This is a genomic window from Streptomyces sp. NPDC001480 (assembly GCF_042894725.1).
Taxonomy (GTDB): Bacteria; Actinomycetota; Actinomycetes; order Streptomycetales; family Streptomycetaceae; genus Streptomyces.
This window is the reverse complement of record NZ_JBIAVX010000002.1, coordinates 594,998-606,856: the sequence shown is the minus strand read 5'-3', so window position 1 is coordinate 606,856 and position 11,859 is coordinate 594,998. Positions and strand designations below refer to the sequence as shown.

Genomic DNA, 11,859 nt, shown 5'->3' with positions numbered 1-11,859 from the left:
GGGGCCTCCAGGGACGGGATCCGGCCAGTGTGCAGAGCCACAACTACTGGTGCGCCGCGGCGCGCACGGAAACCGCGGGTGAACAACTGACCGCCGGTGGCGGGGAACCGGCGTGCGATGTTGATGGCGGCCGTCAGCCGGCCAGGGCCTGCGCCATCAGCTTCACGCCCTCGAGGATCCGCGTCGGCGACAGGTGGGCGTACCCGAGGACCAGCCGTACCCCGCGGTCGTCGGTACGCGCGTGCGTGTAGGCGCTCAGCGGGCGCACCACCACACCGGCCGCGGCGAGCCGCCCGGTGAAGGCCTCCTCCGGCCCGTACCGCCCGGGCAGTTCGGCGATGGCGTGCAGGCCCGCGGCGATCCCGGAGACCCGTGCGTCCGGGAAGTGCTCCGCCAGCGCGGCGACCAGGGCGTTCCGTCGCTCGCGGTAGGCACGCTGGCAGCGGCGCAGCTGGCGGTCGTAGTCGCCGCGTTCCAGGAACCGGGCGAACAGCGCCTGGTCGAGGACGGGGTGGCCCAGGTCCATGGTCCGTTTGCGTTCCACCAGCTCATCGGTCAGCCACGGGGGCACCAGCAGCCAGCCCAGCCGCAGCCCGGGGGCGAGGGACTTGCTGACCGAACCCGTGTAGGCCACCCGGTCGGGATCGAGGCCCTGGAGGGCGCCCACGGGAGCACGGTCGTAGCGGAAGTCGCCGTCGTAGTCGTCCTCCAGGACGACACCCTCCACGGACCGCGCCCAGTCGAGCAGTTCGGCGCGACGACGGGCGGAGTAGGCGATTCCGGTGGGGAACTGGTGGGCCGGCGTCGTCGTCACGGCCCGTACGCCCGAGGCGCGGAGCGGACCGGTCGCGAGGCCCTCGGCGTCCAGGGGCAGTGGCACGGTGTCCAGACCGGCCGAGGCGTACAGGGCGTCGTGCTGCGGACTGCCCGGGTCCTCCACGCCGACAGAGCGCGTCCCGCGCGCGCGGAGCGCGGCGCCGAGCAGGGCGGTGGCCTGGGCGACACCGGAGACCACCACGATCCGCTCCGGGTCGGCGACCACACCCCGGCGGCGGGCCAGCAGCTCGGCGAGAGCCGTGCGCAGGCGCGGCAGCCCGCGCGGGTCGGGGTAGCCGAGATCGTGGTGCGGCAGCTCGGCCAGGACGGCGCGCTGCGCGGCGGCCCAGGCGGCGCGCGGGAACAACGACAGGTCCGGCGTCCCGGGGACGAAGTCCGTACGCCCGTCCGCGGGGCGCGGCGCCAGGTCACGCGCGCGGGGCGCGGCGGCCCGCACGGCCTCGCCCACCCAGGTCCCGGCGCCCCTGCCGCTGCGCAGATAGCCCTCGGCGGTCAACTGCTCGTACGCCTCCGTCACCAGCCCCCGCGACACGCCGAGGTCGGCCGCGAGGTCCCGGCTGGACGGCAGCCGCGTGCCCGCCGTCAGGCGGCCCGAGCGGATCGCCTCACGCAGCGCCGCCTGGAGCGAGCGGCCACGCGCGCGTGCCGGTGCCGAGGCGGCGGGGAGCAGCAGTTCCCACGCGGCGGAGCCGAGGAGCCCGTCAGGATTGGTCCCCGATGTCGTCATGGCACTGGACCTTAAACCGGACCGCACGTCGTCCTAGCGTCGCCGTCATGAACGCCACCACCACCCGCGGCGCCCTCCTCGCCGCGCTCGCCTGTGTCCTCGTCGGCGGCTCCTTCACCGCCAACAGCGTCCTCGGCGACTACCCCTACGCGGGCGGTCAGTTCCTGCGCTACGCCCTGGCCTGTCTGCTGCTCCTCCCGCTGACCGGCCGGGGCGGACGCGCACCGCTGCGCGGGCTCGCGCCCCGTCAGTGGGTCCGGCTGGCGCTCCTGGCGGCGGTCGGCATGGTCGGGTTCAACCTCGCCGTCATCGCCGCGGAGCGGAGTGCGGAACCTGCGGTTCCGGGGGTCTTCGTGGGGTGCGCGCCCGTGGTGGTGGCGGTCGTCGTGCCGGTCGTCGACGGGCGCCGTCCTCAGCGTGCCGTGCTGCACGGGGCGTTGTTGGTCGCCGTCGGCGCGTTCACCGTCCAGGGATGGGGGCGTGCCGACGGCGCCGGGATCGCGTTCTCGGCATGCGCCTTGGCCGGCGAGGTGGGCTTCGCCGTCCTCGCCGTACCTGTTCTGCGGCCGCTCGGGCCACGGCTGCTGTCCGCCGCGGTCTGCGGTGTGGCGGCCGTCGAGGCGGCCGCAGCGGGGGTCGTCCTCGACGGCGGCGGCTGGCTGCGGCGCCCCGACGGCACGGAGGCCGCCGCGCTGCTGTGGCAGGCGGCGGTCGTCACGGTCGTCGGCTTCGTGTGCTGGTACATGGGCATGCAGCGGATCGGCGCGGAGCGGGCCACACTGTTCTCCGGGCTCATCCCGGTGGCCGCCGCCTGCACCGCGCCGCTCGTCGGAACGGGCTCCTACGGGGCCGCCCAGGCCGTGGGCAGCGCCCTCGTGGGGGCCGGCGTAGTCCTGGGTTCCGGCGCGTCGGCGGGGTTGCGCCGTCGGTCAGCGGCTGCCGTCCAGGATCACGCGCGCGACGAGCGCCGGGTCGTCGTTCATCGGGACGTGACCGCAGCGGGGCAGCCGCACCAGCCGTGCCTTGGGGATGACGCCCTTGGCCCGGACGCCCTGGCGGGGCACCAGCAGCCGGTCGCTGGAGCCCCAGGCCACGGTGACGGGAAGGCCGGGGATGTCGTCGGTGAACCGGACCTCGGTACCGGACCGGAGGGTGTCGTCGAACCCGGTCGCGTTCGCCAGCGCCAGGGTCTCGGCGACCACGGCGTCGGGTGAGCGGCGGGTGGGCCGGGCGTAGATCGTGCTCGTCAGCGCCACCCGGCCGACCGCCGTGCGGGCCGCCCGCTCGACCAACGGCAACGGCAGCCGCCGGGAGATCTGGCGCATCGCCATCAGGATGGCGAAGGCGTAGTGCCGCTCGGCCGCGGACCAGAACCCGGCGGGCGACAGGGCCGTGACGGACCGTACGAGCTCCTCGCGGCCGAGTTCCAGGGCTATCAGGCCGCCGAGCGAGTTGCCGGCGACATGCGGACGCTCCAGTTCCAGCGCCTCGCAGAAAGCGCGGAACACGGCGGTCGTCGTGGGCAGGTCGTACGGCAGGCCCTCCGGCAGGCCGGGGGAGGCGCCGAATCCGGGCAGGTCCACGGCGATCACCTCGCGCTCGGTCGCGAGAACGTCCACCACCGGGTCCCAGGCCTGCCGGTGGTGGCCGATGCCGTGCAGCAGGAGCAGCGGTTCGCCGCTGCCCACGCGTGCGTAGGAGACGGTCACGGTCCGCGGGCCGTGCGGTGAGGGGACCGGGAAGGAGACGGTGGCGGACATGGTGCTGCTCCTCGTCTGGACTCGCTGGAGGCCGTGGGTAGACAGCCTGTCAGCAATTACTACCGACGGGTAGCCCCTAGCCGCCTTTCTCTTCCCCCTTCGCCTCTTCCCCGTCCGATTCGAGCGGTCAACGGGCCCTGCGCAGCTCGACGTTGAAAGTCTCCAGCGCCACCCGCGCCCGCCCGGACGCCCCGCGCCCTCGGCCCCCTCCAGGTGGGCGATAACGCCGTGTGAACGCTTCCCGGTGGACACCCCCGCGTTCCCCATACGAACCAGGATTGGTCTTGACCAAGGGTGGGGGCCGCCTTATGGTCGCAGATAAGTGCAACAACCTTTAATAAACAAGGGCGCTAAAAACGCCGCGGGCCACGGCGATTGCGGAGGACAGGGTGGGGACCACGCAGCTGGAATCGGTGCCGGAACCGAAGTACTGGCACCTCAAGACCGTGCTCAGCGAGGCACTGGACTCCGAGTTCGCCGTGGGCGAGATCCTGCCCAACGAGCGCGACCTCGCCGCCCGGTTCGGCGTGGCCCGCGCCACGCTCCGCCAGGCCCTCGAACAGCTCGAACTGGAAGGCCGGCTCCAGCGCCGGCGCGGCGTCGGTACGACCGTGGCACCGCCGCGCGTGGGCGTGGCCGTCGGCACCGAGCAGCAGGCCTGGCCGGGCGCCCCCGGTGACGCCTGGCAGCCCGTCGACTGCGCGGAGGCCGAGCCGCCCGCCGCCGTCGCCTCCGTCCTGGAGACCCGCCCCGACGAGGCCGTGCACATCGTGCGCCGTTCCCGCGTGTCGCACGGCCAGCCGGTCGCCGCCGAGCTGCTCTACGTCCCGGCGTCCTCGGTCCCCGAGCTGTCCGGGATCGACGCGCCCTCGGGACCCGCACGCGCGCGTGCCGTACTGCGCGAACTCCAGCGCCTGGAGCTGGAGGGCCAGGACCGCTCCGTGGAACTCGGCTCGGCCCGCGCGGACGACGCCAGGGAACTCGACCGGCTCCCCGGCGCCCCGGTCCTCGTCGTCACCACCCGCTTCGTCGCCCAGGGCCGCACCGCGGCGCTCTCCGTCGCCACGTACCGCGCGGACACCTGCCGGCTGACCTTCGCCGACTCGGGCGGGGTGGAAATACACCACGGACCCGAGCGCCAGGCCTCCTAGACCGCCGCGACACCACCGTCAGCGCCGGGCCGTGACCGTGCCCTCAACCGCGAACAACTGCTCCTCCACATGATCGAGGGCAAGTCGCAGGGCACCGGTCGCCACGGCCGCCTCCCCGAGAAGGGACAGTGTCACCCTCGGCGGCCGCAGGCAGTAGCGCGCGAGCTCACGCCGCAGTGGTTCCAGTACGCCGTCCAGCCCGGCCGCCCAGCCGCCGATCACCACCAGCTCCGGATCGAGCGCGAGGACCAGCGCCGCGACATCGTGCACGAGCCGCTGGATGAACCGGTCGACGGCGGCCCGGGCGCGCTGGTCTCCCTCGCGCGCCAGCGCGAACACCTCGGCGACCGCCTGCTCGTCCAGCGGATGCAGCGGCTCGTGCGTGGTCGACAACAGTGTCTCCGGCGTCGCCTCCCGGCCCAGCAGATGCAGTGCGCCGATCTCCCCGGCGGCCCCGCCGTAGCCCCGGTGCAGCCGGCCCCCGATCAGCGAACCGGCGCCCGGGCTCAGTCCGGCCAGCACGAACACCACGTCGTCCGACTCGGCGGCGGCGCCCTTCCAGTGCTCGGCGACGGCGGCGGCGTTGGCGTCGTTCTCCACCAGGACCGGGCACCTGAAAGAGCGGCTGAGCCGTTCGCCCAGGCGCAGTCCCGTCCACTGGGGCAGCGCGGTGCCCAGCCGTATCCGGCCGTCGGCCTCCACTATCCCCGGCGTACCGACCCCCACGGCGCGCAGCGAGCCGCGCGCGACCCCGGCCCGCCGCAGCAGCTCGGCCACCGTGGTACGCAGCCGCTCCAGGCGCTCGTCCGCGTCGGCCGTCTCCGAGACGTCCTTCGCCTGGGAGCCCAGGATCCGCCCGTCGAGGTCGGCGAGGAGCGCGGCGACGCGGTGCGCCCCGATCTCCAGGCCCAGCAGGTGCCCCGCCTCGGCCCGGAACCGGAACCGCCGCGCGGGCCGCCCCTGCCGCCGGGCGGCGCCCTCCTCGGCCGCCTTCTCCACGACGAGACCGGCCTCGATGAGCCCCTCGACGACGCCCTCGACGGTGGGCCGGGACAGCCCCGTCACCCGGGTGATCTCCGTCAGCGTCGCGCAGTCCGTGGCACGCAGCGCGTGCAGCACCACCGCGGAATTGATCCTTCGCAGCAGCGAGGGATCCCCGCCGGTCAGCCGCCCCACCGTCCGTCCTCCCAGCTCGTGCGCCGTGTGGGGCGGATGGTACTCGGCGGGCCCGACCCCGGCGAGAGCCGGGCACCCGCGTTCCGGGCAGGTCTTTCGGATCAGCCCGGCGCGACGAATCCCGACTCGTAGGCGGCGATCACCGCCTGGGTGCGGTCCCGCGCACCGAGCTTCGCCAGCACGGCGCTGACGTGCGACTTGACCGTCTCCGTCCCCACGACCAGCCGGCCGGCGATCTCCGCGTTCGACAGCCCCCGCGCCATCAGCCGCAGCACCTCCCCCTCCCGCTCGGTCAGCCCGGCCCGCTCCATCACGGCCCGCGCGGCACGATCGCCGCCGTCGCCGTGGTCGCCGTACCGCGCGGCGAGCTGCCGTACGGATGCGGGGAACAGCAACGACTCGCCCTCGGCGACCAGCCGCACCGCGTGCACGATCTCGGCCGGCCGGGCGCGCTTCAGCAGGAAGCCGTCGGCGCCCGCCCGCAGCGCCTCGTACACGTACTCGTCGTTCTCGAAGGTGGTCACCACGAGGATCTTCGGCGGGCTGTCGACGGTGCGCAGCACCGCGCGCGTGGCCTCGATGCCGTCCAGCAGCGGCATCCGTACGTCCATCGCGACCACGTCCGGGCGCAACTGCCGGACCAGTGGGATGACCGCCGCGCCGTCGGCCGCCTCGCCGACGACCTCGATGTCGGGCTGAGCCTCCAGCACGGCCCGCAGACCCGCGCGGACCAGGGGTTCGTCGTCGACGAGGAGAACGGTGACCGGCATCCGGCCAGCGTAGATCAGCGCAGCGGCAGCTCTACATGCACCTGCCAGTCGCCTTCGTGCGGGCCGGTGTGCGCGCGACCCCCGAGGAGGGCGGCGCGCTCGCGTATGCCGCGCAGCCCACTGCCGCCGCCGGTCCCCGTGATGCCGGCGGTGAGCGGATTGCGGACCTCGAGGGCGACGGCGCCGTCGGTGACGTTGACGCGGACCCCGACGGGGACGGTCCCCGCATGCCGCAGCACGTTCGTCAGTGACTCCTGGAGGATGCGGTAGCCCTCACGGGAGACCGGGCCGGGGACCGTCTCCAGGGGACCGGAGAACTCCGCGTCGACCTTGGCACCGGAGGCACGGGCGGACTCCAGCAGACGACCCGCGTCCGTCAGCGTCGGGCGGCTGCTCGCGGGCCGCTGTGACTCCCGCAGGATGCCGAGCACGCGTTCCAGATCCTCCAGCGCGGCCCGGCCGGTCTCCTCGATGGCGTCCAGGGCGCGGTCGGTGAACGCCGGGTCGCGGGCCGCGCGCGCGGCGCCCGCCTGCACCACGGCGACGGTCAGCGCGTGACCGATCGAGTCGTGCAGCTCGCGCGCGATGCGGGTGCGCTCCAGGAGGAGATCGGTGCGCTCCTCCAGCGCGGCGATGCGTTCGGCGGCGGAGGGGCCGAGGAGACGGTGGGCGAGGGCGGTGATGACGTGGCCCGAGGCGAGCACCGTCACCGCCAGCGTGACCAGCGGCAGGGGCACGAGCAGGACATGCCACCACCGGTGTCCGTCGAAAAGAACCAGGCTGCCCTCCTCCACGTCGGCGCCGGACGCCGCCGACACCAGGTCGATCGCCAGGAGCAGCAGTTGGAAGGTGAACATCGAGACCGCACAGCCGAGCAGCAGCCGCGCCTCCAGCCACACGACGAGCCGCCCCCGGTCGGCCCAGGAGGCGGACGGCGCGACGACGATGTCGGTGTTCTCGCTGTCGTGCCGGTGCCCCGTCAGCAGCAGCCTGGCCTGGAGTCCCTCCACGGTGCGCATCGCCGGCACGAGTCCGGCGGGGGCGAGCGCCACGGCCGCCACCACCCAGGTCCACCACGCTTCCTCGATGAACAGCCACATGGACGGCCACACGACGGAGATGAACAAGTGCAGCCATCGTGTGTATGTCACCGCCCGGCCGAACGGGCGCAGCAAGCGGACCATCCCGCCATCGTGCCAGCGACCACGCACAACGATCCTCCCCCGCACGGGGGAGACGATCTCCACGCCAGGGGGAGGAACCGACCTCGCACCACCGGCCACGCTGCTGCCATGACCAGCATCGAAGTCCAAGACCTCACCAAGGAGTACGGCAGCCGACGAGCCGTGGACGACCTCACTTTCCGCGTCCTGCCGGGCCGTGTCACCGGCTTCCTCGGCCCCAACGGGGCCGGAAAGTCCAGCACCATGCGGCTCGTGCTCGGCCTGGACCGGCCGACCTCCGGCTCCGCCACGATCGGCGGCCGCCCCTACGCGAGCCTCCACGAACCCCTGCGGCACGTCGGCGCGCTGCTCGAGGCACAGGCCGCGCACGGCTCCCGCACCGGCCGCGACCACCTGCGGGTCCTGGCGGCGAGCAACCGCATTCCCGGCCGCAGGGTCGACGAGGTCCTGGACGAGACAGGGCTCGCCTCGGTGGCGCGCCGCAGGGTGAAGACGTACTCCCTGGGTATGCGCCAGCGGCTCGGCATCGCCGCCGCACTCCTCGGCGACCCCGAGGTGGTCATGCTCGACGAGCCCTCCAACGGCCTGGATCCCGAAGGGATCATCTGGATCCGCGAGTTGCTGCGTCGGCTCGCGGGGGAGGGGCGCACGGTCCTGGTCTCCAGCCACCTGATGAACGAGACGGCGTCCTTCGCCGACCACCTCGTGGTCCTCGGCCGGGGGCGCCTGCTGGCCGACACCCCGGTGCGGGAGTTCATCAACGCGCGCGTGCGGCCCCGCGTACGGCTCCGCACGACCGACGGCACGGCCCTCGGCGGCCTGCTGGACCGGCACGGGTACGACGCCTCCCACGGCGACGACGGTGCGTGGACCGTGCCGCACGCACGCGTGGAGGACATCGGTCGTCTGGTGTCCGAGGCGGGCCTGCCCGTCCTGGAACTCACGCAGGAGGAGGCCACCTTGGAGCAGGCCTACCTCGATCTGACAGCCACCGAAGCCGAGTTCGCCGCAGCCCGCCGGGAGGCCTGACCATGTCCTTCGCACCCGCCCTGCACGCCGAGTGGCTCAAGATCCGCACGCTGCGCTCCCTGATCGGCAGTCTGGGCGCCGTCGTGCTCGCCACCGCCGCCTTCTCCGCGCTGTCGGCGGCCGACGCGGCCGACACCGACCCGCTGTTCACGGTCTACTTCGGGGTGAGCTTCGGGCAGATCGCGGCGATAGCGTTCGGGACGGCGGCCATGGCCGCCGAATTCCGGGGCGGCGCGCTGCGGCTGACGCTGGCCGCGGTGCCCGACCGGCGGCGCTGGTTCACGGCGAAGGCCACGGCGATCGCGCTGCCCGCCCTCGTGGTCGGTCTGGTCACCGGGGCGGTGACCTTCGTGGTGGGCAGGGCCGCGCTCGGAGCGGGCACGACGGCCGTGCCGGCCTGGAGCGAGGGAGTGCGCGGCGCGGTCGGCTGCGGCGCCTACCTCACGCTGATGGCGCTGTTCGCGGCCGGGGTCACGGCCGTGCTGCGCAGCGGCGTGGCGACACTGAGCACCCTGATTCCGTTCCTCCTGATCGTGTCCTTCGTGGTCGGCGATGTCTCCGGCGGCGTCGCCGACTTCCTGCCCGACCGGGCGGGGCAGGTGGTCCTGCACAGCGACTGGGACGGCAGCCTCGGCCCGTGGACGGGGCTCGCGGTGACCGCGCTGTGGACGGTGGCGGCATTGCTGGCGGGGGCGTGGAGCGTGGGTCGCCGGGACGCCTGACTCCGCACCAATTGTCAGTGGGGCCGGGTTTACTGGATCCCATGAACATCGCGCACCACCTCGCCGTCATCGACCTGCTGTGCACCCGGGAGTTCCCCCCGGCGCACGGCAGGGCGGAGCACGGCGAGAGCGGGCCCGGTTACCACATAGCCGAATTACGGACCAGCCGGGACTTCTGGGAGGACGACGGTACGGAGCGGGAGGAGACCGAGACACAGTACGAGGCCGACCGGGACGGCCTGGCGGAGCGGCTCACCGAGCGGTGGGGGCCGCCGGGCGCGTTCAGCCTGTTCAGCGTCTTCCGGCGGAGCATGGAGGGCGAGGCCGTCGATGAGCCGTGGGCGACCCTGAGTTCGCACGTGCCGGACATGCTGCTGTGGAAGTCTCCCGAGTCGGGGCGGTGGGTCGCCCTCGGCGTCTCCCAGTGGGACAAGGAACTGCCGTTCCAACTCCTGGGGCTGGTCACGGACATAGACCCGCCGTGACCGGTCAAGCCGGCGCCGCCGCCTCGCGCAGCCGCGCGAACTCCTCCGCCATCGTCGCCGCCGTCCAATGGGCGTTCAGACCGCTCGGGTTGGGCAGCACCCACACGCGCGTGTCCCCGATCGTCCGCTCCTGCGGCCCCACCCGGGCCGTGCGGTCGGCGAACGCCGCCCGGTAGGCGGTCACCCCCACCACGGCCAGCCACCTCGGGCGCAGCCGCGTCACCTTCGCCGACAGCAGCCGGCCGCCCTCGGTGTACTCCCGCGCGGTCAGCTCGTCGGCCCGCGCCGTCGCCCGCGCCACGACGTTGGTGATCCCGAGTCCGTACGACAGCAACTCCCGCTGCTCCGACGGCTTCAGCAGCCTGGGCGTGAACCCGGACAGATGCAGCACCGGCCAGAAGCGGTTGCCGGGCCGGGCGAAGTGGTGGCCCGTCGCGGCCGTCATCAGCCCAGGATTGATGCCGCAGAACAGGACGTGGAGACCGTCCGCGACCACGTCCGGCACCAGACGGTCACGGGCGGCCTCCAGTTCCGCCGGGGTGAACCGGGTCAGAGGATCGCCCCCGGCGTGTAGCCCGCGGCCTCCGGGTGCCGCTTGACGATCTCCTCGATCCGGCCGACGACGACGCCGACCTGGTCGGCCGCCGCGCCGGTGAAGGACAGCTTGTCGGCCATGAGCTGCTCCAGCCGCGCCCGGTCGAGCGGCAGGCGCTCGTCGGCGGCGAGCTTGTCCAGCAGGTCGTTGCGCTCGGCGCCCTGCTCGCGCATCGCCAGCGCCGTGGCGACCGCGTTCTCCTTGATGGCCTCGTGGGCGACCTCGCGGCCGACGCCGGCCCGCACCGCGCCCATCAGCACCTTGGTCGTGGCCAGGAACGGCAGGTAGCGGTCCAGTTCACGGGCGATCACCGCCGGGAACGCGCCGAACTCGTCGAGCACCGTCAGGAAGGTCTCCAGCAGGCCGTCCAGGGCGAAGAACGCGTCCGGCAGCGCGACCCGGCGCACCACCGAGCAGGAGACGTCGCCCTCGTTCCACTGGTCGCCCGCCAGCTCGCCGGTCATCGAGGCGTAGCCGCGCAGGATGACCATCAGGCCGTTGACGCGCTCGCAGGAGCGGGTGTTCATCTTGTGCGGCATGGCGGAGGAACCGACCTGGCCGGGCTTGAAGCCCTCGGTCACCAGCTCGTGGCCGGCCATCAGCCGGATGGTCTTGGCCAGCGAGGACGGCGCGGCGGCCAGCTGCACCAGCGCGGTCACGACCTCGTAGTCCAGCGAGCGCGGGTAGACCTGGCCGACCGAGGTGAAGGCCTGGGAGAAGCCCAGGTGACCGGCGATCCGCCGCTCCAGATCGGCGAGCTTGTCCGCGTCACCGCCCAGCAGGTCCAGCATGTCCTGCGCGGTGCCCACCGGGCCCTTGATGCCGCGCAGCGGATACCGGGCCAGCAGCTCCTCGACCCGGCCGTACGCCACGAGCAGCTCGTCGGCGGCGGTCGCGAAGCGCTTGCCGAGGGTGGTGGCCTGCGCGGCCACGTTGTGGGAGCGGCCGGCCATGACCAGCTCGCCGTACTCGGCGGCCAGCTTCGCCAGCCGGGCCAGGACGGCCACCGTGCGGTCGCGCACCAGTTCCAGCGAGAGCCGGATCTGCAGCTGCTCGACGTTCTCCGTCAGGTCGCGGGAGGTCATGCCCTTGTGCACGTGCTCGTGCCCGGCGAGGTCGTTGAACTCCTCGATCCGCGCCTTCACGTCGTGGCGCGTGACCTTCTCACGCTCGGCGATCGAGACGAGGTCGACGGTGTCGAGGACACGCTCGTAGTCGGCGAGCGCCGCGTCGGGAACCTCGATCCCGAGGTCCTTCTGGGCCCGCAGCACGGCGAGCCAGAGCTGCCGCTCCAGCTTCACCTTCTGCTCGGGCGACCAGAGCGTGGCGAGCTCGGCGGAGGCGTAGCGTCCGGCGAGGACGTTCGGGATGCGGGGCTTGGCGGGCGCAGAAGTCACGTGTACGGATTCTACTGGCGATTCGT

The 11,859-nt window shown here is 73.3% G+C and carries 11 protein-coding genes and 1 pseudogene; 5 read left to right on the top strand and 7 right to left on the bottom strand.

From position 1 onward, the window contains the following. Positions 1 to 133 precede the first annotated feature (133 nt). Positions 134 to 1,564 (bottom strand): PLP-dependent aminotransferase family protein, encoded by a 1,431-nt coding sequence (locus tag ACFY01_RS06710; protein ID WP_390734545.1) that lies wholly within the window; start codon positions 1,562 to 1,564, stop codon positions 134 to 136. On the opposite strand from ACFY01_RS06710, the pseudogene ACFY01_RS06705 reads away from it, so the two are divergent. Then, positions 1,555 to 2,448, top strand: a pseudogene (locus ACFY01_RS06705) (EamA family transporter); the annotation flags it as partial. The gene ACFY01_RS06710 and the pseudogene ACFY01_RS06705 overlap by 10 nt on opposite strands. Before the next feature lie 45 nt (positions 2,449 to 2,493). On the opposite strand, the gene ACFY01_RS06700 reads toward ACFY01_RS06705, so the two are convergent. Then, positions 2,494 to 3,324: an alpha/beta fold hydrolase gene (locus tag ACFY01_RS06700; protein ID WP_390734544.1), complete on the bottom strand. Its 831-nt coding sequence runs from the start codon at positions 3,322 to 3,324 to the stop codon at positions 2,494 to 2,496. 389 nt (positions 3,325 to 3,713) lie between these two features. On the opposite strand from ACFY01_RS06700, the gene ACFY01_RS06695 reads away from it, so the two are divergent. Further along, entirely contained in the window at positions 3,714 to 4,475 is a 762-nt protein-coding gene (locus ACFY01_RS06695) for a GntR family transcriptional regulator (protein WP_390734543.1), read from the top strand. Between the two features lie 18 nt (positions 4,476 to 4,493). Here the strand turns inward: ACFY01_RS06695 and ACFY01_RS06690 are convergent, their stop codons facing one another. From ACFY01_RS06690 to ACFY01_RS06680, 3 genes are all read right to left on the bottom strand, one after another. Beyond that, a complete protein-coding gene (locus ACFY01_RS06690) occupies positions 4,494 to 5,651 on the bottom strand; it encodes an ROK family transcriptional regulator (protein ID WP_390734542.1) in 1,158 nt (385 codons plus the stop codon). A gap of 101 nt (positions 5,652 to 5,752) precedes the next feature. Beyond that, positions 5,753 to 6,421, bottom strand: coding sequence for a response regulator (locus tag ACFY01_RS06685; protein WP_390734541.1), 669 nt, complete (start codon positions 6,419 to 6,421; stop codon positions 5,753 to 5,755). 14 nt (positions 6,422 to 6,435) lie between these two features. Continuing rightward, positions 6,436 to 7,605, bottom strand: coding sequence for a sensor histidine kinase (locus ACFY01_RS06680; protein ID WP_390734540.1), 1,170 nt, complete (start codon positions 7,603 to 7,605; stop codon positions 6,436 to 6,438). Between the two features lie 108 nt (positions 7,606 to 7,713). Here ACFY01_RS06680 and ACFY01_RS06675 point away from each other — a divergent pair, with 108 nt between their 5' ends. The 3 genes from ACFY01_RS06675 to ACFY01_RS06665 are packed head-to-tail and all read left to right on the top strand — an operon-like array spanning position 7,714 to position 9,841. Continuing rightward, the gene (locus ACFY01_RS06675) at positions 7,714 to 8,634 is read left to right on the top strand and encodes an ABC transporter ATP-binding protein (protein WP_390734539.1); all 921 of its coding nucleotides are present in this window, start codon (positions 7,714 to 7,716) and stop codon (positions 8,632 to 8,634) included. A 2-nt stretch (positions 8,635 to 8,636) separates the two neighbouring features. Next, positions 8,637 to 9,356, top strand: a complete 720-nt coding sequence (locus ACFY01_RS06670; protein ID WP_390734538.1) for an ABC transporter permease — start codon at positions 8,637 to 8,639, stop codon at positions 9,354 to 9,356. Between the two features lie 41 nt (positions 9,357 to 9,397). Beyond that, positions 9,398 to 9,841, top strand: a complete 444-nt coding sequence (locus ACFY01_RS06665; RefSeq protein WP_390734537.1) for a hypothetical protein — start codon at positions 9,398 to 9,400, stop codon at positions 9,839 to 9,841. 4 nt (positions 9,842 to 9,845) lie between these two features. Here ACFY01_RS06665 and mug read toward each other — a convergent pair whose 3' ends face one another. Continuing rightward, the gene (gene mug, locus ACFY01_RS06660; protein ID WP_390734680.1) at positions 9,846 to 10,394 is read right to left on the bottom strand and encodes a G/U mismatch-specific DNA glycosylase; all 549 of its coding nucleotides are present in this window, start codon (positions 10,392 to 10,394) and stop codon (positions 9,846 to 9,848) included. Continuing rightward, positions 10,391 to 11,833, bottom strand: coding sequence for an adenylosuccinate lyase (purB, locus tag ACFY01_RS06655; RefSeq protein WP_390734536.1), 1,443 nt, complete (start codon positions 11,831 to 11,833; stop codon positions 10,391 to 10,393). Before purB ends, mug begins: the two co-directional genes overlap by 4 nt. Positions 11,834 to 11,859 lie beyond the last annotated feature (26 nt).